Origin of the sequence: Streptomyces sp. NPDC048417 (assembly GCF_040651615.1) — a bacterium.
Taxonomy (GTDB): domain Bacteria; phylum Actinomycetota; class Actinomycetes; order Streptomycetales; family Streptomycetaceae; genus Streptomyces.
The window spans coordinates 82,722-108,293 of sequence record NZ_JBEZKI010000010.1 but is presented as its reverse complement, the minus strand read 5'-3'; the positions used below and the strand labels follow the sequence as shown (position 1 = coordinate 108,293).

The window sequence follows — 25,572 nt, the reverse complement described above, 5'->3', positions numbered from 1 at the left end:
CGAGAGGCGAGAGGCGAGAGACGTCAGAAGGCGATCTGCATGACGGCGTCGTCGCCCTCCAGGGGCACGCCGTTGGGCACCGTGAACTTGGTGCCGTCCAGGACGTCGGTGGCGATGGTCGTCCAGCTGCGGCCGACCTTGGTCCAGCGGTTGCAGACGCCGGTCTTCGCGAACTTCACGCAGGCGTTCACGAAGTCCGCGGTGCCGCCGGTTACCCGCATGTTGATGTCGATGCAGCGGCCGGTGGTCCAGTAGGGGCCGAAGTCGAGCACGTCCCCGTAGTGCACGGTGACGGCCCCGCCGTAGCAGCTCGTGGCGGCGGTGGCGGCGGTGGCGGCAGTGGCGGCAGTGGCGGCGATGGCGGCCGAGGCGCCTGACACCGGGGCGGGCGCCGGAGCGGCGAGACCGGAGGTGCGGTTGGCCAGCCGGTCCAGGTCGGCCTGGGTGCCGTTGAACACGTCCGCGGTCGCCGGTGCCTTGATGCCCGGGAACAGCGCGGCGTCGGTGTACTGCCACATCGCCCAGGTCGTCGAGCCGTTCGGCACGGGTGGCTGGGTGATCGACTGGCGGTAGTCCGCGAGTTGCAGCGGATACCGGGCGAAGGCGGTGGTCGACCCCAGGCAGTCGTCCAGGAAGGACTTCTGGGTGTAGATGACCGGGGTGCGGCCGAAGGCCGCCTCCACCTTGTCGAGCCAGGCCTTGGCGTCGGCCACCGTGCCGTAGGTGGGGCAGCGTCCGGTGCCGTCGTCCATGCGCTCCAGGTCGAACACCGGTGGCAGGTCGCCCGCGCGCTGCCCGGTGTAGCCGGTGGCCCGCACGGCGGCGATGAACCGGTCGGCCTGTGCGGCACCGGTGTCGGCCGCGGTGCCCGTGTAGAAGTGGTAGGGGGCGACGGCCAGTCCCGCCGCCCTGGCCGCCGACAGGTCGGTGGCGAGGTACTCGTCGGTGACGTTCAGGCCCCGGGTGGCCTTGACCGTCGCGAACTCGACACCCGAGGCCCTCACGGCCTTCCAGTCGATCGGCGCGCCGCCGGGGTGCTGGTACTTGGCGGTGTCCAGACCGTCGATCGGGTAGCCGGCGGGGCGCGGCGGCGTGCAGTACGTGTTACGGCCGGACCAGTCCACCAGCTTCGCCCAGGTGTTGGGGCCCACGACACCGTCGGCACCGAGATTGGCGCAGTGCTGGAACTCGATGACCCGGCCCTCGGTGCCGCCCCCGAAGTCGCCGTCGATCGTCAACGGCGGGTAGTGGAAGGGCTCCATGGCCAGGTTCAGCCGGCACTGCACCTCCTCGACCTCGGTGCCCTTCGCACCCTTCTGCAGGGTCGGGCGGGTGTCGGTGTGGCCGCACATGGTCGTCTGCGCCGTGCTCGACGTGCCCTGGGTCGCGCAGGTGTGCGGCTGGGCGGCCCAGGTGTTCAACGCCGCCCAGGTCTGCGGGCCGAGCACACCGTCCGCGTCCAGCCCGGCGCACCGCTGGAACTCCTTGACCCGCGTCTCCGTCGCCGGCCCGAACGAGCCGTCCGCCGCGATCGGCGTGTACCGGCTCGGCTTCGTCGCCAGATCGAGCTCGCACTGAGCCTCGACGGTCGGGTCCCCCGTCGAGCCCCGCTGCAGTGTGGGCTGTGCGCTCGTGTGCCCGCAGACCGCCACCGCGGCGGCCGCGGCGGACTGCGCCGCCTGCACCGCCGTGGGCCCGTACAGAGGCAGGACCGCTGCCACGGCGAGGGTCAGACCCCGCAGAAGCGTCCTTCGTCCCATCTGGTGTTCCCCCTCGGATTGGTGACCGGGAGACCCCGGCCGGATCAGGCTGGCAGGGCTGGTCCCGCAGCGGATCCGCTGCTCCCCGGCAGGGACGCCGGGACAGTCGCACGCCTGTGACCTGCGGGGACCGATCACCGCTGGGACGCGGTTGGGACAGCAGACGCCGAGGTCCGTCGTGGCCGGGTCGGCCGCCCGCCCGGCGGATGCGGACATCGGTCCGGAGAACGGGGCAACCCGGACCGACCCTCGCGGGTCTAGCCACCGGTGACACACCATCAGGCTCCGCCGTACGACGAGACGGCGAGGCCGGCCATCCCGAAGGGGGACTCCATGCGCATCCGCCCGGCCGTCGCCGTCACGACCCTGACGACCGCCCTTGCCGTGTCCGTGATTCCGGCGACCGCCCAGGCGGCGGACCGGGCCGCCTCCGGCGGTACGGCGTTCTCGGACGTCGTCGTCAACGGCGGCAAGGACGTCGTACTCGGCCTGACCACCAGAAAGACCGTCACGATCACCTGGACGGCCAAGGACCCGGACGGCGTCGCCGCGTCCTGGGCCTACCTGTGGCACGGTCCGAACACCGATGACGCCGACGGCATCCTGCCGCTGTACCCGCCGGCGGGCACGTGCACCGCGGCCTCCGCCGACCGCACCACCGTCACCTGCAAGGTGAGCTTCGGCGTGGACGCCGCACGGGACTTCCGCCGCAACGGCCTCGCCGGCACCTGGAAGGTGCTCGCCGCGGCGCAGGACACCGGCGACGACTGGACGGAGACCGACGTCGCCGGCACGGCCCGGTTCCAGCGGTACGGCAAGGTGACGGTGAACGCCTCGCCCGAGCCGGTGAAGAAGGGCAGGACCGTCACGGTCACCGGCAGGCTCACCCGCGCCAACTGGGAGAGCGGCGGCTACACCGGCTACCAGGGGCAGGCGGTACGGCTGCAGTTCCGCAAGAAGGGCAGCTCCACGTACACCACCCTGAAGACCGTCACCAGCGGCAGCGGCGGAACGCTGAGGACCACGACCGAGGCGAAGGCGGACGGCTACTTCCGCTTCCTCTTCCCCGGCACCGCCACCACCGGCCCGGCCACCGCCGCGGGCGACTTCGTCGACGTCAGGTGACGGCCCGCCGCCGGCCCACGGGGTCCGAGAGGCCCGCCGGACGCGAGAGGCCCGGTGGGTCGGGAAGGCCCGGCAGCGCCGAAAGGCCCTGCCCCGGGTCCGAAAGCGGGACTCGGGGCAGGGCCGGGCCGGGCGCGCCCGGTGGTTCACGGAGCGGGGTCAGCCGAGGAGCTTCGTGGCCAGGGTCGCGGCGTTGTACGAGCCCCAGCCGGTGGTGAAGTCCCAGCCGGAGGCCGCGGAGTAGGCGCCGTTGCTGCCACTGGTGATGTCGTGGAAGCCGGTGCCGCTCGCCGTGTAGAGGGCGGGGTTGGCGAAGCCGAGGTTGGCCTTGCCCTTCGCCGCGGCCTGCTGGTTGTAGAGCGCTGCGAACGCCGCCCACTCGGGGGCCGCCGCGCTGGTGCCGCCGACCGAGGACCAGGAACCCTGCGAGTAGATCGAGACACCGGGGCTCGGGTTGGCGTGCGCCGAGACGTCCGGGACCTGGCGGTAGCCGCCGCCCGCGCTCTTCTGGACGGCCGTCTGCCAGCTCGGGATCTTGAAGACGGAGGACTTGCCGCCACCGCCGCCGGACCAGGCCACCTCCTTGCTGAAGGCGTTGGCGGAGGTGACGGTCAGCTTGGTGCCGCCGACGCCCGTGACGTACGGGTCGCTGGCCGGGTAGTCGACGGCGGTGGTGCCGTCGCCCGCGTCGTCGGAGCCGTCGTCACCGGAGGCCGCGTAGAAGCCGAGGCCCTCGGCGGCGCCCGCCTTGAAGACGGCGTCCACCGCGTTGATGTTGGAGGTGGTGCGGGCGGACTCCGCGGCGCCCCAGCTGATCGAGGTGGTCGGGATGCCGCTGTCGACGATGGCCTGGTAGGTGTCGACCTCGCCGGCGTCGGAGTTGGGGCCCTCGAACACGGTCACGTTCGCCTTCGGGGCGATCGCGTGCAGGACCTCGATGTCCAGCTCGACCTCGACCTGGCCGTCACCGAGCGAGCCCGAGCCGCCGTCCACCTTGGACACGGTCGGGGTGGGCGAGCCGAGGCTGTAGTTGGTGTCGTACTTGGTGATGTTGGACTGCTGGAAGCCGTCGAACTCAAGGAGCGCGATCTTCTGGCCGCTGCCGGTGTACGTGCTGGAGACGTTGTAGCCGCCCTTGAGCTGGGCCGGGGTGTAGCCGCCGCCGGGGCCGTCGTGCGGGGAGACGGTGTGCGGGGTCGCCTGGTGGTGCAGCTGGACGCGGTTGTTGAGGCCCGCCACGTCGCTGACGATGGAGGCGAGGGAGGACGGGAGGGTGGGCGCGCTGTCGTTGGCGTAGAAGGCGCGGCCCGAGGATGCGTCCTTCCAGGTCGACAGCTGGGTGCCGAAGGCCTTCTGCAGCTGGGCGGCGGTGCCGCTGGCGTCGACCAGCAGGTTGCCCGAGTGCACCTTGCCGACGGTGACCCCCTGCGAGCGGAGGTAGTCCCGGAGCTTCTTCACCTCGGCGTCGGTCCGGCCGAACCGGGCCGCGAACTGCCGCTTCGTCAGGTAGTGGCCGTACGAGGCCGAGTGCGGGTCGCTGACCTTGGCCACGAAGGTGTCAAGTGCCGTACCGCCGCGGGGAGTCAGGCTGATCGCCACCGATATCCGCTTGCCGGCGGCGACCTTGCCGGTGCGGGACGCGTCGTGCTTGAGGCCGGGCAGGACGTCCCCGGCGACGGCGGCGCGGGCCGTGTGCGGGGCGTCGGACGCGTAGGCGGCGGGGACGACCGCCGTGACCAGGGCCGGCGCGGCGACCAGACCGAGCAGTTTCAGGCGTGACTTCACCGAAGTCCTCCGGAGGGGGGTGGGGGGTGGGGAGTGTGTGCCGCAGGCGGAATCCCACGAGCGGAACGGGATCACCGTAGGAACCGCGGCCCTGCCCCCATAAGCGGGGTAACCCTTGCGTTGCGTGTTAACTGCGGGTGTCGAAGGTGCGGGGGACGCGAACACGCGCGGGCTGACTGATCGTCATCGGCTGTGCGGTGGAGGCGGATTGGTCGTCGTCGAGCGCGTCCACCGCCGCTCCGGACGCGATGACGGCGACCGCCATCGCGTGCGCCAGCGCGGTGCGCGAGCGGACGCCGAACTTGCGGTAGACCCGGGACAGCGCCCCCTCCACCGTCTTGACACTGATGAACAGCTCGGCGGCGACCTCCCTGTTGGTCGCCCCGCCGCCGACCAGTTCGGCGATCCGGGCCTCCGCGGGCGTGAGTTCGGGCCCGCCGGCGCCCGCCTCGCCGCCGCGCTCCCCGGCCGCCAGCCGGGCGAGCTCGTCCCGGGCCCGGGACGCGAGCGGGGCCGCGCCGATCCGGGTCGCCGTCTCCAGGGCCTCGGCGAGCGCCTCGCGGGCCGCGTTCCGGCGGCGGGCCCGGCGCTCGACCGCGCCGAGTGCGATCAGGGTGCGGGCCAGCTCGACGGGGAGCGGGAGGTGACGCAGGCGTTCGACGGCGGTGCGCAGCCGTACCGCCCCCTCCTTCGCCCGGCCGAGGCCCGCCTCGCGCAGGCCCTCCGCCCGTTCCAGCGCCGCCAGTACGCTGCCGGGCGCGCCGTCCGGCAGCCGCGCGTGGGCGTCGCGGAGCACGGCGCCGGCCGCGTCCGTCTGGCCGAGGACGACCAGGGCCTCGGCCAGGTCGGCGTACCAGTGCAGCAGGGGCGGGTCGGCGGCGCACATGGCCTCGCCCAGCTCCTTGACGCGCTCCAGCGCCTCGACCGCGGCCGCCGCCCCGCGCGGATCGCCGCCGAGCAGTTCGGCCTGCCCGAGCACCGCCAGTGCGCGCAGCAGGAACAGCCGGTCGCCGTCGGCCTCCGAGGCCTGTACCGCCCGCGCGGCCAGCCGCCGGGCCTCGTCGGCGGCTCCGCCGGTGGTCGCGGCGAGTGCCGCCGCGTACAGCGCCGGAGCCGCCTCGGGCAGGGCGCGCGAGCAGCGGGCCGCGGTGCGCAGCGCCTCACGGCAGTGCCCGGCGCGGACCTGGATACGGGTCAGCGCCACCAGGGTCGCCGTCACCTCCTCGGCCCCGGCCGACTCGCCGATCTCCTGGAGGAGCCGGACGACCTGGTCGCGGGCCTCGGTCACCTGGTCGGAGTCCAGGGCGAGGATCGCCCGCATCCGGATCAGCCGCCGGCTCTCCGGGCCGCCGCCGGCGCCACCGACCAGGGCGAGTGCCTCTTCCAGCGCGGCGTCGGCGGCGACCGGCTCCCCGGCCAGGGACCGCACCCGGGCGAGGGTGGCGAGCGCCCCGATCCTGGTGTCCGTGTCGCCCGCCGCGGCCGCCTGCCGTGCCGCCCGCCGGGCCTGCCGGGCCGCCTCCGCCAACTCCCCGCACAGCAGTCCCCGTACGGCGGCCCAGTGGTGCAGCCGGGCCTCGGAGCGCGGATCGCCGGCCGCGTCCCGGAGGCCTTCCGCGATCAGGTCCTCGGCGCTCTCCAGGGCCTGCCCGGCGCCGAGCAGCAGGACCAGGCGGGCCCGCACCCGCTGTGCCGCGGAGCCCGACCGGGCGAGGACGGTCCCGGCGGCCTCGCCCGCTTCCTCCGGGCGTCCGGCGTCGCACGCGTACTCGGCCGCGGCCAGCAGCCGTTCGGCACGTTCCGTCGGGCGGCCGGCGGGGGTGCGGCGGGCGGCGAGAGCGGCCAGTTCGAAGGCTGCGCCGGGGGAGCCGTCGCCGCGGGCGGACTCGGCCGCGGACATCAGGGTGCGGGCGGTGGCCTCGTCCTCGTACGGGCGGGCGAGCGCGAGGTGACGGGCCCGCTCCACGGGCTCGGCCGCCGCGCGGGCCAGCAGCGCGTGCGCCTGCCGCCGGCCGTGCTCGGGGGCGTCGGCGTGCACGGCCGCCCGCAGGACGGGGTGCCGGAACCGTACGATCCCGTCGGCGTCGGCCGTCGCGATGCCGAGCCGTTCGGCTTCCGCGAGGGCCGCGGCGGGGTCGGGGAGCCCCGCGGCACGCAGCAGGGTGAGGGTGGGGCGGGCGGCGGCGCTCGCGACGAGGAGGGTGTGCCGTACCGCCTCCGGCAGCGAACGGGCCTGTGCCAGAAGGAGGTTGCGCAGTCTCGGGGGTACGGGCGGGGGCGCGCCGAAGCCGGGGGGTGCCGGGGCGTGCCGGGCGGCCCGCCCCAACTCCCGTGCGTACAAAGGGTTTCCCGCGGCGGTCTGCTGGACCGCCCGCAGCAGTGCCGGGGGCAGGTCGGCGCCGAGGTCGGCGTGGACGAGGTGGGCGGTCTCGCCGTCGGTGAGCGGCGGCACGGGGAGTTCGACGGTGCCGGGCGGGCAGCAGCGCAGCCGTTCGGGCTGTCCGCCGTCCGCCACCCGCTCGGTGGCGAGCATCCGGATACCGGGACCTTCGAGACGGCGTACGGCGAAGGCGAGGACCTCGGCGGTCGGCTCGTCGAGCCACTGCAGACCGTCGACGACCAGCAGGACGGGGCCGGTGGCGGCCAGCGCGCGCAATGCGTCGAGGACGGCGACGCGGACCGCGAGACGGCCCCGGTCGTCCGCCGGCTCCGGGCCGCGCAGCAGGGCCGCCCGCAGCGCTGTCCGGGGCTCGGGCGGCAGGGTATCCAGGCAGCTCTCCGGGACCCGTGCGAACAGGCCGACGAGCCCCGCGAAGGGGAGCCGGGTCTCCTCCTCGGCGGGTGAGCAGTGCAGTACGGTGCCGGCCGGCGGGGCGTCGGCGGCCAGGGCCTCGGCGAGAGCCGTCACGAGCGTGGACTTGCCGATGCCGGCCGGACCGTGGAGGAGCACTCCGGGGCGTGCCGCCGCCTGGACTCGGGCGGCGTCGAGCAGCGCACGGCGCCCGGTCAGAAGCATGTGTTCATGACAACCGTCGATGATCGGCTTGTCAATGGTCGCCGCGCCGGCGCCGCCGAGGCTCAGCGCCGCCTTGTCGTCGCGGATGCCCTGGGTGGTCAGCGCCGCCTTGTCGTCGCGGATGCCCTGGGTGGTCAGCGCCGTCTTGTCGTTGCGGATGCCCTGGGTGGTCAGCGCCGTCTTGTCGTTGCGGATGCCCTGGGTGGTCAGCGCCGTCTTGTCGTCGCCGATGCCCTGGCCGGCGACGGGTGGGGCGAGTCGCCCGACCTCGGCGTCGGCGGGCGCCCGGTCGTATACCGCCGCTGCCGCTGGAGTTGCCGAAGGTCGGCCCGGCGAGCCGCGCCGCCCGGCGTGTCGCGCGGCCGGGCGGGCCTGCGGTGGGCGTCGTGTGCGGCTCCCCGCCAAGTCCCCTGTCGTTACCTGGAGATGACGTCGCGTTGCGAGAGCGTCAAGCGATGGGCGTGGCGGCGTCGAAAGTTCCCGAACCGCGTCCGGCAGGTCGAACATGGTGAGGGGGAGGGGAGCGGCGGTTTGCCAACTCGCGGCGCTCATGAGGCTTGGAGGCGCCGGTCGCGGGGCATGGCCCTCCTACCGGACGGCAGGCCCGGTCAGGGCTCGGCAAGAGGAGGGCGTCATGGACGGTCGGATTCGCGTGCGCGTTGTTCGTCGGCCCGCTCCCCGGGGACAGGAGATCGACCGCAGGACGCCTTCCGGGCGGATCCTGCCGTACTAGGAACCCGCACCGGCTGCTCCCGCACTGGCTGGTCCCGCACTGGCTGCTCCCGCACTGGCCGCTCCCGCACCGGCCGGTCCCGTGGCGGGCGGGACGGTTTGCGGCCGGCGTTCACGGGGCAGCCGTACGAACCGGCAGCAGGGAGGCGCCGTGACCAACCCGCCGGCACCGCACGAGGTGCCGTTCTCATGAACGACGCGCCGTCCGGCCCCTTCGTCCACTCCGCCCTCTTCTACGGCGACGAGGACGAGTACCTGGCCGGGACGGTGCCCTTCGTCCAGGACGCGCTGGCCGCCGGGGAACCGGTCGCCGTCGCCGTACCCGGCGAGAACCTCCGGCTCCTCCGTGACGTGCTGGGCGCCGACGCCGGAGCCGTGCGCCTCCTCGACATGCGGCAGGCCGGCCGCAACCCCGGCCGGATCCTCCCCGGCGTGCTGCACGCCTTCGCCGACGCCCAGCCGCCCGGCCGCCGGGTCCGTGTCGTCGGCGAGCCGGTCTGGCCCGGCCGCACGGCCGCCGAGTACCCGGCCTGCGTCCAGCACGAGGCCCTGATCAACACGGCGTTCCGAGGCCGCGGGATCACCGTCCTGTGCCCGTACGACATCGCCCGCCTGGACCCTCGTACCGTGGCCGACGCCCACGCCACCCACCCGCTGTACCGCACCCCCGGCTCGCCCGAGCCGCGCCCCAGCGTCGGCTACGCCCCCGAGGCCGTCCTCGCCCGCTACAACCTGCCGCTGCCGCCGGCCCCCTCCGTGGCCTTCGCCTTCGACGCCGGTTCCCTCCCCACCGCCCGGCACTTCGCCACCGCTGAGGCGGCCCGCCTCGGCCTGACCGGCGTCCGCCTGCACGACCTCGCCCTGATCACCGCCGAGCTGACCACCAACAGCGTGGTGCACGGCGGCGGTTCGGGCACGCTGTGGGTGTGGGGGGAGGGGGAGTACGTGGTCTGCGAGGTGGCGGACAAAGGGCATCTGACCGACCCGCTGGCAGGGCGCCGCCCCGCGGCCGGGGACCAGCGGGGCGGGCGGGGGCTGCTGCTGGTGAACCTGGTGGCGGACCTGGTGCGCGTGCACACGGGGACGGCCGGGACGACGATCAGATGCCTGGTGGGGCTGGGAAGTTGACGACCGGCCCCGGCCTGGTCGTCAGGCCGCCAGCGGATCCAGCACCAGCGGTTCGATGCGGCCCTCCAGCATCGCGCCGATGCCCTGGACGACGCACACGTCCGGCCGTTCCGCGATGTGCACCGGCATACCGGTGGCCTGCCGCAGCAACTGGTCGAAACCGGGGAGCAGGGCCGAGCCGCCGACCATCATGATCCCGCGGTCGGCGAGATCGGCGACCAGGTCGGGCGGGCAGTCCCGCAGCACCTTGCCGATCCCGTCCAGCACCCCGGTGAGCGGCGTCTGGATGGCATCGCGGACGGCGGCGGTGTCGACCCGCACGCTGCGGGCGAGGCCGGTGGCCACGTCCCGCCCGTGGATCTCGGTGGAGGCCGGGCCGTGCGGGGTGAGGCCGTTCCCGGACAGGGCGAGCTGCAGGGGCCGTACCGACTGGCTCGGCAGCATCAGCTCGTGCTCGTGCCGCAGGTGCTGCACGATCGCGCGGTCCACGGCCTCGCCGCCGACGGGCAGCCGCTCGGCGCACACGATCGACCCGAGGGAGAGCACCGCGACCTGGGTCGCGGCGGCCCCGCAGACCAGGATCATGGTCGCCTCGGGCCGCTCCACCGGCATCCCGCACCCCACGGCGGCGGCGATCAGCGTGTCGACCAGCTCCACCCGCCGTGCCCCCAGTCCCGCCAGCGTCTCGATGGTCGCGCGCTGGGCCAGCGGGTCGGCGTCGTGCGGGGTGCAGGCCGCCGCCCGCAGCCGGGGCTTGCGGCGCAGCGAACGGCGGATCTTGTCGCCGAGCAGATGACGCAGCATCCGCTGGGCGATCTCGATGTCGACGACGGTACCGCCCGAGATGGGGCGTACGACGCGGATGTAGTCGGGCGTCCGGCCCGTCATCTTCTCCGCGAACTCGCCGACGGCGATCAGGGCGCCGGTCCGGGTGTTCACGGCGGCCACGGAAGGCTGGTCGACGACCAGGCCCATGCCCTTCACGTACACGCGGGTGCGGGCGGCCCCCAGATCGACGGCGAAATGGCAGCGGCGCAACTGCTCCAGACTGACGGTCACGGCAGATCCTCCCGAGTGCGCGGGCCGTACGGGGTGGCACCGCCGGTCGGCGGCCTGCTTCGCATCCTCCGGGGGATCCGGACGGCGCGCCTTCGGGGGAGGGCCGGGCGGGGCGCGGCTGAATGGGGGGTTTCCCGGCTACAGGGTGCGGGCGGCTTCGAGGAGGGGACGCAGGCCCGGTTCGCCGCCGACGTGGAAGAAGGGGACGTCGGCCTGCCGGGCCGCCTGCCGTTCGGCTTCGGTGGCGCCCACCATCAGACACTTCGAGGGGCGGACGCCGAGGTGCCGCAGGGCCCGCGACACCACGTGCGGGTCGGGCATCAGCGGTGAGTCCAGCCCGTCGCGTCCGTGGACGCCTCCGTGCAGACAGTCCAGCAGCCCGCGCCGGAGCAGGTACGCGGCCGCTGTGTAGGGATCGCAGTCGGTGACGACCGTCAGCTCCAGGCCCATGTCGGCGAGGGTACGGATCACCAGGTCGGCGTCGGGGACGGGGACGAACCGCTCGGCCGACCGCGTCACCAGCGCCGTGAGGCGCGCGCGCGTCTCGGGGGAGAGGTTCCGCGGGTCCAGTGCCGGGGGACGGCCGAGCGGATCCGGACCGAGCAGACGGGCCAGGAGCGGCATGTCCGGGGCCGGGTCGTCCGGGCGGAGCCGGGCCAGCGTGCCGTCGAAGCCGAACATGACCGCGTCCGCCCGGCGCAGCCGGGCGTTGAGATCGACCCGCTCCGGACGGGCCGGCGGCACGGGGTAGGGGTCGTGGGTCGGCGTGAGCGTGAGGTCCCAGCGGACGTCGACGCCCTGCGGGGCCCGCCGGTCGCCCGGTCCGTCGGCGAGTTCGGCGCTCGCCTGGCGGAGATAGGTGCGCGGGTAGTGGTCCGACAGGTAGCGCAGCTGCGCTCGCAGGAGGTCGGCGATGGCCCTGTGTGCGGATGCGGCGGTGCCGTGGGTCACCGCCTGGAGGGGATCGACGATGCGCCAGCGGGCTGCGCCGGTGGCGCGGAAGGTCGCCTCGGACTCGTCCAGCTTCAGCCGCCGTTCGGTGAGGTCGACCTCGCGGTAGTGCGTGGCCGCGGGGAACACGACGAGGCTGACTTCGTCGCCGTCGCGGCTCTGGTACACCACGGTCCTGGTCTCCCGGACCGGCTCCGGGAACGGGCTCCCGCCGGGCAGCGGGTAGGGCCCGTGCACGGGTGTCGGCTTGCGCGTGCCGTCGTACAGCGGACGCCTCAGCACGCACAGCTGGTACCAGCCCTCCTCGGTCCCGCGGCGCAGCGGCAGCAGCAACGGGTCGGAGTCGGTGTCTTCGTCCAGTTCGTCCCGGAGCAGCTGCGGTACGGCGATGATGCCCCGTCGGTCGTCGGCCGTGTCCAGCGTGCGGCGGACCCTCGACAGGGCCGGGGTCACGGTACGGCCGTCGGCCAGGACACAGGAGAAGATCACCAGACACCTGAGACCGCCCAGCTTCAGCACCTCGTCCTCGAACCGCGCGATGGCGACGAGCACCAGCGGCAGCCCGGAGACGTCCGGCTCCGTCAGCACCGAGTAGCCGTTGCCGTGGGCGGTCATCACGTACTCGCCGGTGCGCAGTGCGGCGTCCGCCACCAGCCGGGTGACCGCCCGGCCGAGCGCCGCCACGTCGTCCGGGTGCTGGGCGGCGTCGGCGAAGTCGAAGGTGACCAGGGTGCGGTAGGTGGGCGGGGGCGGCCCCGCGGCGGGGGCCCCGAATCCGGCGTCGGGGTCGGCGTCGGGGTCGGCGTCGGGGTCGGCGTCGGGGTCGGGGTCGTGCCCGTCCTCGGTCTCGTGGGGCGGCACCTCCTCGCCCAGCGGATCCTCCACCGCGAACAGGCTCTCGGGTACGACGTTCTGCGGCAGCGGTGCCTCCTGGCCGGAGGCCGCCTCCTCCTCGATCGCGAAGATCGACGGCAGTGACTCCTCGGTGGGGAACGAGCCCTCCGGTTCGTCGGGGGCCCGGGTTTGCGGGGCCGGGGTCTGGTACTCGTCCCCGTCGCCCGGCTCGTAGAACTCCGCGCGCAACTCATGGCCTATGGCCCGGAGTTCGGGGTCGGTGCCGCCGGCCAGCTCGTACTCCTCGTAGACCTCGAGCGCTTCGTCGGTACGGCCGAGGCGTTGCAGCGCGATGAGGAGCAGCCGGCGGAGGTCTTCCCGGGAGGGATACGTCCGCAGGAGGTCGGCGAGCTGGAGGGCCGCGCGCTCGTACTCGCCCAGGTCCAGGTCGAGTTCGGCGACCTTGCGGTGCAGGGCCAGGCGGAGTTGCTGGAGTCGGGTGCGGGCGCCGCGGGCGGCGGGGCCGGGGACGTCCGCGAGGGGGCCCGCGCTGCGCCACAGGCCGAGTGCCGTGTCCAGGCGGGCCCGTGCCCCCCGGAGGTTGCCCTGGGCGGCGAGCCTGGTGGCCGTTCGCTCCAGGCCCTCGCAGTGGACCAGGTCCAGATAGTCGGCGCTGGCGTGGAGCGCGTAGCCGTCGGGAAGGGTGGCCAGGACGCCGGGGCCCAGGGCCTCGCGCAGCCGGGAGGCGATCCGGTCCACCTCCCGCGCCGCGTGCGCCGGTTCCTCGCCCGCGTTCCACAGCCCTTTGCGCAGGGCGTCGCGGGTCACCTCGCGGCCGTGCCGCAGCAGCAGCATGGCCAGCGCGGCGCCCTCGGTCGGCCCGAAGTCCGGTGAGCTGGAGCCGAGTTCGGTCGTCAGCGGTCCCAGGACGTGGTAGAAACGCCGCGATTCGTACTCTTCCTGGGCCCACAGCAGCAGCTCACCGTCCGCAAGCCGTTCCCTGCCGGACGCCTGCTGCGGCGGCGAGGACATGAGCAGGGTGAGGGCCTGCGCGTACTGCTCGCGCAGTGGCTCCGGCAGGTGACGGAGCTGTTCCGGGGCGAAGGGAGGCACCAGCCGTGAGGTCCCCGCGGCCAGCAGCAGCATCACCTCGCACAGCGCCGACAGGTCGTGCGCCCGCCCCGGCGCCCCCGACGTCCGGCCCGGAACGAAGCCGCCCAGCTTGACGGTGCCGTCGGGCAGCAGCATGACCCGGGACATGCCGACATCACCGTGGCTGAGACCCGCGTCGTGGAGGGCGCCGACGGCCTGGGCGAGCTGGGCCCCGACCGACACCAGCAGGGGACCGGGCAGCCGGTAACCATGGGGTGCGGCAAGCGTGTTGAGGGGGATCCCGGTCACCTGTTCCATCGCGATGTACGGCGTTCCGTCCTCGATGCCGAGGTCACTCACGCCGACGAGATTGCGGTGCCCGGCCCCCCGCAGACGCTCGGCGTCCCGCAGGAACGCCGCTCGCCGTGCCGGATCGGAGAACGGCCGGTACAGCCGCAGCACCACCGTCCGCCCGGTCTCCGGGTCCTGCGCCAGCCACACGGAACCGTTCGGCAGGAACCGCCGTACCAACCGGTACCGCCCGCCGAGTCCGTCCGGTACCGCCCCCGACCCGCCGTCCTCCGCCAGCCGCCGCACACTCTCCGTGCGCACCGTCGCGAACGCCTCGCCGTCCCCGCCCTGGGACGTGCCGCCCGCCGCCGGGGCCACCGCCCGGAACTCCCCGGGCGCCGCCCCCGCCCGCTCCTCGATCAACTTGCCCACCCGGGACAGCAGTTCGCTCGTACCGTTCCGGGCCGCCCGCGGCAGGGTGCGCAGCAGCAGCTCACGCACGCCCGGCCGGAACGCGTACGACCCCGGCGGCCCCGGCACCGCCACCAGCACCCCGCTCACGATCACCTCCGCCAGATGCTGCGGCCGCGGATCCGGCTCCACCGCCCGCTGCACCAGCCGCATGACCGGCAGATCGGGCCGGCCGACCGCGAGATGCCCCGCCAGCCGGAACGCCTCGGGGGACGCGGTCGCCCGGAACCGCAGGACCAGTTCCTCGGCGGAGAGACGGGACACGTCCGTACGGGAGTCGCCCCGCACGCCGCCGTCCAGCGGAGCGGCCGCGCCCGGGAACCGCGCCCCGCCCGCCGACGCCACCAGCCCGGCCCAGTTCGCCAGCCACCGCGGCCCGGCGGCCTCCAGCACCGGCAGGACCAGCGACCCCTCCGGCACCTCCGGCACCTCCTCCTCGTACGGCGTGAAGGTGAGCGCCGACGTCGGGGCCGCCGGGAACGGCGCCGACAGCAGTCCCGGCGTGGCCGGCAACGCCGTGTCCCGCCACAGGTGTTCGGGGAGCGGCTGGAGCAGGGCCAGCGGCATCTGCCGCGCCCACCGCCGCAGCGTGCCGTACCAGCGTGCGCCCGCCTCGCCCGGTCGCCACTGCGGGCCCATGCAGTCGCTGATCAGGAGCGTGACCGTGCGGCCGTCCCCGGGCAGCCCCTCGCCGCTCACCGCGCCGTCCGCGGCCGACCGGTGCACCGCCACCGTCCGGAACACCCCCGACTGGGCCAGGGCCGTGTGCAGTTCGCGGAGCAGCGGGTGCCAGACCGGCATCGTCGGACCGTCGTCGAACACCAGGTTCAGCCGCAGCCAGCGCTCCCGTGCGGGGCGCAGGACCGGGAGCCACCACTCGGGGGCCGCGCCGAGGCGGGCGATGCGGTCGGCGGTGGCGGGTTCGTCGAGACGGTGGCCGGACGGGGCGTCCGTACGGAGTTTGAGGGGGCGCAGCGAGCGTTGCAGGGCCAGCGGGTGGCGCAGCATGGGCGGCGCGGGCGCCAGGAGGGAGGCGTACGTGCCGGGGGACGGGGTCGAGGAGGGGAGGTGGAGCGGGGTGCGGGCGGGCTCCTCCTGGCTCCCCGCGGCCGGGGACCGCGCGGGTTCGGGCGACGGCGGGTCGGCGGGTTCCCCGGGCGGCGGGTCCTGCGGTGCGGCCGGCTCTCCCGGCGGACCCGCCGGTTCCCCCTCCGCCCGCTCCATCCGCCCCGCCAGCCACAGCAGCTCGGCCAGTTCCCGGGGGGTGGGACGCACGCCACCGCCCGCCTGTGTCAGCAGGCCGGCGAGGCGGGCGAGCGGGGCCGGGTGGTCAGAAGGCATCTGTCCGGGCGGCCTCGCCGAGGTACGGCATCAGCTGTTCGGCCAGTTCGTCCAGGGACCTGTCGTTCAGGTCGGAGGACCGGGCCAGGTAGATGGCGTTGAGGAGCTGGTCGGTGGCGAGGTCGCCGCCGCCGACCCGGGACAGGAACCGGGTGATCAGCGACTCGGCGTAGGTGTCCGGTTCGCCGAGGTGGGCGCGGACGATCCCGGCGAGCTGCTGGTCGTCGGGCTGGCGGAGCCGGAGTGTGACGCAGCGGCGCAGGAAGGCCGGCGGGAACTCGCGTTCGCCGTTGCTGGTGAGGACGACGAACGGGAAGGCACGGCAGCGCACCCGGCCGCGCTCCACGCCGACGCGGTCGTCGGTGCCGTCGACCATCACCTCGGCGGCGGGGGAGTGCCGGGCGGCGCGGACCAGCTCGGGGATCTCGTACTGGCCCTCCTCCAGGACGTTGAGGAGGTCGTTGGGCAGGTCGAGGTCGCTCTTGTCGATCTCGTCGATGAGCAGGGCGCGGGGCCGGCCGTAGGGCAGGAGCGCGGTGCCGAGCGGGCCGAGGCGCAGATGGTCCTCGACGCCGGACTCGGGGACGGGGGCGCCTGGTTCGAGGGCCGCGGCCGACTGGCGGGCCGCGTAGAGGCGGGAGAGCGGGTCGTACTGGTAGAGGCCGTCGTGCAGGGTGCTGCGGCTGGTGATGTTCCAGCGCAGCACCGGGCCCAGCCGCAGCTCGCGGGCGACCGCGTAGGCGAGGGAGGACTTGCCGGTGCCGGGCGGGCCGGTGACCAGCAGCGGGCGGCGCAGATACAGGGCGGCGTTGACGAGCTGGACGGTGTTCGAGGTGGCCTGGTAGGTCGCGGCGCGGTGGGTGCGGTCCGGCGAGGTGGCCGAGGTGTCGTCGGCGTCGGCGGGGGTCGCCAGTTCCGGGCCGCCGTCGAAGGCCCGCCAGGGCGGCGGCGCGGGCAGCTCGGTGATGCCGTCGTGCGGCTCCTTCGTACCGGTGTAGACGGGCCACAGGGGCATGGGGGTCCTTCTCCGTTGACGGCGGCGGGGTCAGGCGACGGGGGTGTGCAGGCTGGCGGGCGGCTCGGGATAGCAGCGGGGGTCGTCCCAGAGGAGCTGGACGTCCCGCGCCCAGTGGCCCTCGGGGTCGACGGCCGCCGCCTCCTCCCGCAAGTGCCATATGCGGCGCGGGAGTTCGGTCGGCGGCACACCGGCGACATACGGACTCAGGGCGTCGAGGAAGGCGCTGCCCTGGCACGGTCCCGCGTGGTCGGTGCTCGCGCAGCCGGTGCGCGGCCACAGCAGCACCGGGACCGGCATGTTCACGCTGGCCTCGAAGTGCTCCGGGGCCGCGGTCGGCGGGGCGCCGAAACCGGCCAGGGCGGCGTCCTCGTCCCGCAGGCGCTTGCGCAGGCCGAGGGGGTGCTCGGTGCTGCCGCAGTCGACCCGGAGCAGTACCGTCCGGCCCGGACTCCGTTCCAGGGTCCGCCACTTGCCGGCCAGCTGGTGGCGCAGCCGCGCGCTGCGGTGCCGGGAGCGGTCGGTCACCACCAGCGGGTGCGCGCAGCCGAGCGGGGTGGAGTCCTCGGGGCCGCACTCCCAGTGCGCGACCGGCTCGTTCAGCCACTCGCGGGGCAGTACGAAGGTGAGCAACGCCTCGGCGTCCTGGGCGAGATGACCGAAGGCGTCGTCGACGCGCTGCTGGACGTAGGCCCGCACGTCACCGCGCGGCAGCCGCTCCTGGCGCTGCCCCTCCCGGTACGCCGACACCCGCACCGTGACCTGCTCCTGGCCCTCGCCGCTGCGCTCCAGCTCGACGACGATGGGCGCCCAGCCGGCGGTCCGCGCGACCGCCGGCGGCCGCGGCTCCAGCAGCGCCCGCAGCCGGTCGGCGAACCTCTCCACCGCCTCCGGGTCGTCCACCTGCCACTGCACGTACGCGGCCGCCGCCCGCAGCGAGGCGAACCCGCCCGCGGGCGGATCCGGGGCGAAGGGGCCCGCCGAGTCCCGGTAGAGCTGGTCGGGACGGCAGTCGACGCCGGCCTCCTCGGCCCGCCGCACCAGGCTGTGCAGCCGCCCGGTCGCGGCCGGGGTGTCGGCCTCGGGCGCCGGGACCAGCGCGCCCAGGTCGTACCAGTAGCGGGCCATGACCTCGGTGGGCAGCATCCGCCCGATCCGGACGCCCGCCTCGTCGGAGGCCTGCACGACCATCCCGACCACCCGGTCGTCCGGCAGTGCCAGGGCCGCCCCGCTGAACCCGCCCGCCAGCGGGTGCCCGTGCGTCGAGGTGGCTTCCAACTGCAGCCACTCGTCGGCGATCAGCGTCCGGGACACGGCGCGGTAGAAGGCCTGTGCCCCTTCGCCGTAGCCTTCCGGGAACCCGTACGCCTGCAGTGGGGCCCCGCTCTGCTCCGCCCCCGGCGGCGCGAACCGGGCCGGCCGTAACGGCACCTCACGGTCCAGTTCGAGTACGGCGAGGTCGCCCGGGTCGGTCCAGCCGCCCGCCCAGCCGCCGTGCACGGCCACGGTCGCGGTCACCTCGCCCAGGTCCCGGCGGTTCGGGAAACTCACCGTCAGCGGCGCCCACTCCCGCTCCTGGACGACATGCGCGCAGGTCAGCACCGTGCGGGGGGCGACGAGGAAGCCCGCCCCGGACACCGCGCCCCCGCACTCGATCCGGGCGTGCCAGGCAGCGCGGCTCATGTCGCGTCGGCAGCCCCGGAGGCCCAGCTCAGCCGTACCACCAACTGCCCCTCGGCCGCGCCCTTGGCGATCACGGCACCCGCCTCCGCGGTCAGCTTCACCCCGAACTCCAGCTCCACCGAGTCGGGCCGCAGCGCGCCGTCGCGGAAGACCCGCAGCGCGGACTGGGCCGCCGCCCGCACCCCGTCCAGGGCGCCCTCGAAGGAGCGGGCCGCCTGCGCCGCCGGTCCCGTACCGCCGTCGCGGGACACCGGACGGCTGCCGGGGACGCCCTCGGCCGACTCGACGAGCACGACAGCACCGTCCTCGGTCTTGAACTCCATCATCCTCGCCATGGCGCCCCTGGTTCCCCCGTGTCCTCGACCCCGTAACCGGTCCATTGTGGCGGAACCCGACCTCCCTTGTCCTGGCGTCGTGGCGGAAACCCGCCCGGGCGCCTTCCCGCCAGCACCGTTCAACACCCGTGCAACACCGGTGCCGTGACACTCTTCCCAGCACTCGACGCACCTGATCGCACCCTTCGAGAAGAGGCGTGGATGAGAAGACGACCAACCATCGGGCGTGGGGCGACCCTCCTGTCCGCGGGCCTCGTGATCGGCCTGCTCCCGACGACAGCGGCGACAGCGACGGCGGTGACGGCGACGACAGCGACGGTGGTGACGGCGACGACAGCGACGGCGGCGCCCTCGGCCGCCGTCGGCTCGCCCACGGGCACCACCACGGTCACCCTGGTCACCGGCGACAAGGTCACCGTCACCGACGTGGGGCAGGGCAAGAAGACCGTCACCGTCCAGCGCCCGCCCGGCGCCACCGGTGCCGTCCGCACCCAGGTGGACGACGGTGACATCACCGTCGTACCCGACGAAGCCCTGGCCTATCTGCGCCAAGGCACCCTGGACCGGCGGCTGTTCGACGTCAGCGGGCTGATCCGGCAGGGGCTCACCGACGCCAGGAGCGATGCCCTGCCGCTGATCGTGACCTATGCGGGCAAGGCCGTCCCGCTGAGCGGCGCCGAGCGGACCCGGGCGCTGCCCAGTCTGCGCGGGGCCGCCGTCGACGCCGGCAAGGGGCGCACCTTCTGGCGTACCTTCACGGCACGCAAGAGCCTCGGCAAGGTCTGGCTCGACGGCCGGGTCAAGGCCACCATGGCCGACAGCAACGCGCAGATCGGCACGGCCGCCGCCTGGGACGCCGGCTACACCGGCAAGGGTGTCACCGTCGCCGTCCTCGACACCGGCGCCGACCTCACCCACCCCGACCTGGCCGGCCGGGTCGACGTCACCCGGAGCTTCATCGACGGCGAGGAGATCGCCGACCGCAACGGCCACGGAACCCACACCACCTCCACGGTCGGCGGCAGCGGAGCCGCCTCCGACGGCAAGGAGAAGGGCGTCGCGCCCGGGGCCACCCTCGCCGTCGGCAAGGTGCTCAGCGACCAGGGATCGGGCAGCGAGTCCCAGATCATCGCCGGCATGGAGTGGGCCGCCCGGGACGTGCACGCCAAGGTGATCTCCATGAGCCTCGGCTCGACCGAGCCCAGCGACGGCACCGATCCGATGGCCCAGGCGGTGAACACCCTGTCCGCCGAGACCGGCGCCCTGTTCGTCGTCGCCGCCGGCAACACCGGTGCCGCCTCCTCCATCGGCTCGCCCGGCGCCGCCGACGCGGCCCTCACCGTCGGCGCGGTGGACGCGGACGACCAGGCGGCCTACTTCACCAGCGCGGGCCCCCGCTACGGCGACAACGCCCTGAAGCCCGACCTCTCCGCCCCCGGCGTCGGCATCCTCGCCGCCCGCTCCCAACTGACCTCCGGCAGCGGCTACTACACCTCCATGAGCGGTACGTCGATGGCGACCCCGCACATCGCGGGGGTGGCCGCGCTGCTCGCCGAGGAGCACCCCGACTGGACGGGCGCCCAGCTCAAGGACGCCCTGATGTCCACGTCGAAGCAGCTCGACGCCTTTGCCTATGTGCTGGGCGCGGGGCGGGTCGACGTCGCCGGTGCGGTGAACGCGCAGGTCACCGCGACCGGCAGCGCCGACCTCGGCTTCTACGGCTGGCCGTACGACGCGGACAAGCCGGTGACCAGGACGCTCACCTACACCAACACCTCCGACGACGACGTGCGGCTGAACCTGACGGCGCAGGGCGCCCCGGACGGTGTCGTCACCCTCGCCGACGCCACCCTCACGGTCCCGGCGCACGGCACCGCCGCCACCACCGTGACCGGGGACGGCACCGACGCGGCGGTCGGGAACACCAGCGGGCAGATCGTGGCTGCCCTCGCCGGAACCGGGACCCCCGTCGCGCACACCGTCTTCGGGCTGGTCAAGGAGGAGGAGCGGTACACCCTCACCGTCCACGTCCTGGACCGGGACGGCGCCGCCACCGCCGCCGGCCTCGTCGTACAGCGGCTGGCCGAGGGGTCCGACGCCGAGCCCGCCCAGGTCGGCGACTCCGGCACCCTCAGGCTCCGCCTCCAGCCCGGCACCTACAGCCTCACCTCCTTCCTCGACGTACACGGCAGCCACGGCGCCGACTCCCTCGGCCTCGGCTTCCTCGCCGCCCCGGAGATCACCCTCGACCGGGACCGCGAAGTCACCCTGGACGGACGGAAACTGCGGGAGATCAAGGCCGTCACCGATCGGCGCACCGAGACCGGCCAGCTCGTCATGGAGTACGACCGGAACGCGAACGGCACCGACCTCTTCGGCGCGGTCCAGGTGCCGCTCACCTACGACAGCGTCTTCGCCGCGCCGACCGCGAAGGTCACCCGGGGCACCTTCGAGTACCGGACCGTGTGGCGGCTCGCCAAGCCGCTGCTGGCGGTGGAGGGGATCGGCGAGGCGACCGTGCAGTCCGGCGGGACGCTCCTCGAGGGGCGCACCCGGCTGCCGCTCGTCGACGTCGGAGACGGTCCGTTCACCGGTGTGGCGGGCAAGGCGGTCCTCGCCCGTCTCGCCGACGGCACCGATCCGTCCGCCCTCGCCCGGGCCGCGCAGGACGCGGGCGCCAAGGCGCTGTTCGTGACCGACGACGCGCCCGGCCGGCTGATGGCCTGGTGGGGCACCGACGACGACGCCGACCGGCCGCTCCAGATAGCCACGGTCAACGCCGCCGACGCGGCCCGGCTGCGGGCGGCCGGCCGGGTGGACATGACCGGCACCCGCAACTCGCCCTACGTGTACGACCTTTCGGAGGGCCACCGAGGCGCGATACCGGACCGGAACCTGACCTACGCCCCCACCCGCCGCCAACTCGCCGCCGTGAACGTGAAGTTCCACGCGGCGCGGCCGGTTGGCGGCGGCGAGTTCCGTTACTCGATCACCGACGCCTTCCCGGTCGGCCTCGGCTTCCAGCAGCGGGTCGACTTCCCGGCCGAGCGCACCGACTACGTCTCCACCGGCCCCGGCCAGCGCTGGCACGAGTCGGTGACCGTCGGCGACGGCACGCTGGAGGAGCGCAGCGGACTGGTGACGTACACCGGCGGATCACGGCCGACGCTGAACTGGTTCCGCCCGGTGTGGCACCCCTGGCTCGGCACCGGACTCGGCTGGGGCCAGCAACGCGCCGGGAACGAGCTGCAGTTCAACACCCCGGGCTGGGGCGACTCCGGACCCGACCACACCGGCTTCGGCGACGCGTGGAGCGAGGACAGCGGGATGACCCAGCAGACCTCGGTCTACCAGGACGGCACCCTGGTCGACCGCCGCACCGGCTCCGGGGCGTACGCGTGGGACGCGCCGGCCGACGAGCACACGTACAAGGTGGTCACCGACACCGCCCTGGACGCCGGCAGCTGGCGGCTCGCCACCCGGGGCCACGCCGAGTGGACCTTCCGGTCGGCGGCCACCCCGGAGGACCACTGGACCTACCTCCCGCTGATCAACCTCGCCTTCGACGTCGACACCGACCTCGCGGGGGACGTCAGGGGCGGCCACCGGGTCCCGGTCGGGATCAGCGCCTCGTACGTGGCCGGGGCGAGCGGGACCGGCACGCTGGGCGGCTGCCGCCTCGAGGTGTCGTACGACGACGGCGTCTCCTGGCGGAACGTCCCCCTCACCGGGGCCGGGCACGGTGTGCTCGCGGTGCCGCGCGACGCCGCGTACGTCTCGCTGCGCGCCTCGGCGAGCGACGACCGGGGCGGCGCGGTCACCCAGGAGATCGTCCGGGCGGTGGGAGTGAGGTGACTCAGCCCTGGGGGTGACCGGTGATGCCCCGGACCACCCCCAGCTCCACCAGGTCCTGCGGCCGGATCCGCAGCTGGCCGGCGGTGGCCTCGGCCTCCTCCGGGGGTCGCTTGAGGATCGCCGCCGCCAGCTCCGGGGCGATGACCGAGAAGTAACTGTCGGGCGTGGCCCAGGTGTTGCCGGGCGCGGCCAGCGCCAGCGCCCCGCCCGAGCCGCCCTCGCCGATGACCAGGGTGGTGATCGGCGTCCGGGCCGCCGCCACCGCGCCGAACAACTCCGCGATCGCCGCGCCCACGCCCTGCCGTTCCGCCTCGGCGTCGTTGGCGGCGCCCGGGGTGTCGACGAGGGTGAGCACGGGGATCCCGAGCCGGTCGGCGAGCCGTATCAGACGGGTCGCGGTCCGGTAGCCGGCGGGCCGGGTCGCCGTGCCGGTCTGCGCGGCGAAGGCGACGGTACCGCCGTCCCGCTCGCCGAACCCGCACAGCATCCCGCCCGGATCCGCGCCGCCGCACCGGTCGCCGACGAGGGCGCCCCGGCGGTCACCGAACCAGGCGTCCAGGTAGGCGAGGGCGCGCGGCCGGTGCGGGGCGCGGGCGCGCTGGACGGCCTGCCATCCGGTGGCGGGCAGACCGGCGTCACCCAGGGCGGTCGGCGGGTCGGCGGGGGCGGTCGGCGGGTCGGCGGGGGTGTCCGGCGGGTCTGCGCGGGCGATCGGCGGGGCGTCGAGTGCGTCCGGCGGGGAGTCGAGTGCGTCCGGCGGGGCGGCGGGGGCCGTGGCCGGGTTCGTGAGGAGTCGTAGCCACAAGCCGAGCGTCGCCTTCAGCTCTGCCGGCGGCACCACGGCGTCCGCCGACCCCGCCGCGAGCTGCGCCTGGGCCGTGTACGCCGCCGGGTCCGCGTCCGGCGGGCGGACCCGGGAGCCCGCGAAGCCCACCTGCGCCCCGGGCAGCGCCAGGATCACATCGGCACCGGCGCCCAGGGTCGCCCAGCCGCCGCCGGTCGTCGGATCGCGCAGGACGGCGATCTGCGCCAGCCCCGCCTCCCGGGTGAGCGCCGACTGCCGGGCCACCCGCTGGAGTTGGGACAGGGCGAGCATGCCCTCCTGCATCCGGCTGCCGCCGGTGGCGACCAGCGGGACGACCGGGAGCCGGTGCGCGCGGGCATGCGCGTACGCCGCCTCCAGCCGGTCCCCGGTCCGCTCGCCCAGCGAGCCGCCGAGGAACCCGAACTCGAACACGATCAGCACGGCCGCCGTGCCCTCGACACACGCGGTGCCGACGACCACGGACTCCTCCTCGCCGGTGCGCTCGGCGGCACGGGCCCGCGAGGCGTCGTACCCGTGCCAGCCGAGGGGACCGTCGGGCCCGGACTCCCGTACCGGGGAGGGGAGTTCGACGAAGGTGCCGGGGTCGGCGACGAGGTCGAGGAACTGCCGGGCGGAGAGCCGGACCGGCCGGTTCTCAGACACCCAGGGACCGCTTCATGATCTTCCCCATGTCGTTGCGGGGGAGCGCGTCCAGGTAGCGGACGACACGCGGGCGTTTGTGCGGGGCGAGCCGGCCGGCGACGTGGTCCGCCAACTCCCGCTCCCCGGGCGGGGACTGCGGATCCGCCGGGACGATCCAGGCGACGATCCGCTCACCCAGGTCCGCGTCCGGCTCCCCGGTGACGGCGGCCTCCCGCACCCCCGGATACTCCAGCAGCGCGTTCTCGATCTCACCGGCCCCGATCTTGTAACCGCCGCTCTTGATCAGGTCGGTGGCCTTGCGGCCGACGATCCGCACATAGCCGTCCGGCTCGCGCACGGCCATGTCGCCGGTGCGGAACCAGCCGTCGGCGGTGAAGGCGGCGGCGGTGGCGTCGGGCCGGTTGAGGTACTCGGTGAACAGGTTCGGACCGCGCACCTGGATCTCCCCGACGGTCTCCCCGTCGAACGTGGCGAGCGCCGTCCCGTCCTCCTCCACCAGCCGCAGCTCCACACCCGGCAGCGGCACCCCGACGGTCCCCGCCCGGGCCTCCCCGTCCGCGCGCACACTGGTGTTCATCAGCGTCTCCGTCATGCCGTACCGCTCGACGACCCGCCGCCCGGTCGCGGCCGCGATCCGCTCGTGGTCGTGGACGGGCAGCGCGGCCGAGCCGGAGACCAGCAGCCGGGCCCGGCCGAGGGCCTTCGCCAGCGCGGGGTCGGCGGGCAGGGCCTCGGCGATGCGGTGGTACATGGTGGGCACGCCGAACAGCATGGTCGCGCCCTCGGTCAGCTCGCGGGTCACGCCGTCGGTGTCGAACCGCCCGAGGTGCCGCACGGAACCACCGCGCCGCAACGGCCCGAGAATCCCCAGCACCAGCCCGTGCACATGGAACAACGGCAGCCCGTGCACCAGGACGTCGTCCCCGGTCCACTGCCAGGCGTCGGCGAGCGCGTCCAGGGTGGTGGCCAGCGCCCGGCGCGGGATGACGGCGCCCTTGGGCGGGCCGGTGGTGCCGGAGGTGTAGACGACGAGGGCGGGGTCGGTCTCGGTGGTGCGGTCCGCGGGGACCGGGCCGACGGCCCGCACGTCGACGTCGATACGCGGCAGGCCGGCGACGGCCGCGGGGAGTTCGGCCCCCGGTGCGGCCAGCACCGCGGCCGGCGTGCTGTCGGAGAGGATGTGCGCGAGTTCCTTCTCGCCCGACTTCGGGTTGAGCGGCACGGCGGCTTGGCCGGCGAGCAGGATGCCGACGACGGCGACGGCCGTCTCCAGTTCCGGGGTCGCCCACACGGCGACCCGGCCCGCGTCCCGGACCTGGCCGGCGACGGCGCCCGCGGCGGCGGCGAGCTGCCCGTACGTCAGCGACCGTGTGCCGAACCGCAGGGCGACCCTCCCCCGGACATCGGCCGGGGGGACCCCCGTCTCGCTGCGCTCGCCCGGACCGTCCACCAGGGCCGGAAACAGAAAGGACACGCGACGACTCCTCACCGGTCGGAACCTCGACAACCCCTTCCTACACCAGCCACCCCCTCCGGGACCGCCCCACCCGCGCTCCGGCCACCGGCCTTGATCACAGCCGACGTGCACCGAGTGCTGCGACGACCCTGCTCGGGTCCGGGGCGAGCCGGAT

The 25,572-nt window shown here is 74.6% G+C and carries 13 protein-coding genes; 3 read left to right on the top strand and 10 right to left on the bottom strand.

From position 1 onward, the window contains the following. Window positions 1–23: 23 nt before the first annotated feature. On the bottom strand, window positions 24–1,760 hold the full coding sequence (locus AB0D59_RS17575) for a GH25 family lysozyme (RefSeq protein WP_362565703.1): 1,737 nt from the start codon (window positions 1,758–1,760) through the stop codon (window positions 24–26). 333 nt (window positions 1,761–2,093) lie between these two features. Here AB0D59_RS17575 and AB0D59_RS17570 point away from each other — a divergent pair, with 333 nt between their 5' ends. Beyond that, window positions 2,094–2,885, top strand: a complete 792-nt coding sequence (locus AB0D59_RS17570) for a hypothetical protein (protein ID WP_362565701.1) — start codon at window positions 2,094–2,096, stop codon at window positions 2,883–2,885. 159 nt (window positions 2,886–3,044) lie between these two features. On the opposite strand, the gene AB0D59_RS17565 is transcribed toward AB0D59_RS17570, so the two are convergent. Next, window positions 3,045–4,670 carry a S53 family peptidase gene (locus AB0D59_RS17565; RefSeq protein ID WP_362565699.1) on the bottom strand — a complete coding sequence of 542 codons (1,626 nt, stop codon included), beginning with the start codon at window positions 4,668–4,670 and terminating at the stop codon, window positions 3,045–3,047. Window positions 4,671–4,797: 127 nt separating this feature from the next. Further along, on the bottom strand, window positions 4,798–8,091 hold the full coding sequence (locus AB0D59_RS17560; RefSeq protein WP_362565697.1) for an AAA family ATPase: 3,294 nt from the start codon (window positions 8,089–8,091) through the stop codon (window positions 4,798–4,800). 516 nt (window positions 8,092–8,607) lie between these two features. Here AB0D59_RS17560 and AB0D59_RS17555 point away from each other — a divergent pair. Continuing rightward, entirely contained in the window at window positions 8,608–9,546 is a 939-nt protein-coding gene (locus AB0D59_RS17555) for a sensor histidine kinase (RefSeq protein WP_362565695.1), read from the top strand. A 21-nt stretch (window positions 9,547–9,567) separates the two neighbouring features. Here the strand turns inward: AB0D59_RS17555 and AB0D59_RS17550 are convergent, their stop codons facing one another. The 5 genes from AB0D59_RS17550 to AB0D59_RS17530 all read right to left on the bottom strand — a co-directional run bounded on the left by AB0D59_RS17550 (window position 9,568) and on the right by AB0D59_RS17530 (window position 18,618). Continuing rightward, the gene (locus AB0D59_RS17550) at window positions 9,568–10,605 is read right to left on the bottom strand and encodes a rod shape-determining protein (protein ID WP_362565693.1); all 1,038 of its coding nucleotides are present in this window, start codon (window positions 10,603–10,605) and stop codon (window positions 9,568–9,570) included. 138 nt (window positions 10,606–10,743) lie between these two features. Then, complete coding sequence (locus AB0D59_RS17545; RefSeq protein WP_362565691.1) at window positions 10,744–15,585, bottom strand: SAV_2336 N-terminal domain-related protein; 4,842 nt, start codon at window positions 15,583–15,585, stop codon at window positions 10,744–10,746. Beyond that, window positions 15,575–16,600 (bottom strand): MoxR family ATPase, encoded by a 1,026-nt coding sequence (locus AB0D59_RS17540; RefSeq protein ID WP_362565689.1) that lies wholly within the window; start codon window positions 16,598–16,600, stop codon window positions 15,575–15,577. The genes AB0D59_RS17545 and AB0D59_RS17540 overlap by 11 nt, the downstream gene beginning before the upstream one ends. Window positions 16,601–16,630: 30 nt before the next feature. After that, a complete protein-coding gene (locus AB0D59_RS17535) occupies window positions 16,631–18,283 on the bottom strand; it encodes a trypsin-like peptidase domain-containing protein (RefSeq protein ID WP_362565687.1) in 1,653 nt (550 codons plus the stop codon). Continuing rightward, window positions 18,280–18,618: a CU044_2847 family protein gene (locus tag AB0D59_RS17530; RefSeq protein ID WP_351691914.1), complete on the bottom strand. Its 339-nt coding sequence runs from the start codon at window positions 18,616–18,618 to the stop codon at window positions 18,280–18,282. Before AB0D59_RS17530 ends, AB0D59_RS17535 begins: the two co-directional genes overlap by 4 nt. 201 nt (window positions 18,619–18,819) lie before the next feature. Here AB0D59_RS17530 and AB0D59_RS17525 point away from each other — a divergent pair, with 201 nt between their 5' ends. Further along, complete coding sequence (locus AB0D59_RS17525; RefSeq protein ID WP_362565686.1) at window positions 18,820–22,473, top strand: S8 family serine peptidase; 3,654 nt, start codon at window positions 18,820–18,822, stop codon at window positions 22,471–22,473. A gap of 1 nt (window position 22,474) precedes the next feature. Here AB0D59_RS17525 and AB0D59_RS17520 read toward each other — a convergent pair whose 3' ends face one another. Both AB0D59_RS17520 and AB0D59_RS17515 read right to left on the bottom strand, forming a co-directional pair. Next, window positions 22,475–23,941 (bottom strand): carboxyl transferase domain-containing protein, encoded by a 1,467-nt coding sequence (locus AB0D59_RS17520; RefSeq protein WP_362565684.1) that lies wholly within the window; start codon window positions 23,939–23,941, stop codon window positions 22,475–22,477. Then, complete coding sequence (locus AB0D59_RS17515) at window positions 23,934–25,415, bottom strand: acyl-CoA synthetase (RefSeq protein WP_362565682.1); 1,482 nt, start codon at window positions 25,413–25,415, stop codon at window positions 23,934–23,936. Before AB0D59_RS17515 ends, AB0D59_RS17520 begins: the two co-directional genes overlap by 8 nt. Window positions 25,416–25,572: the final 157 nt, after the last annotated feature.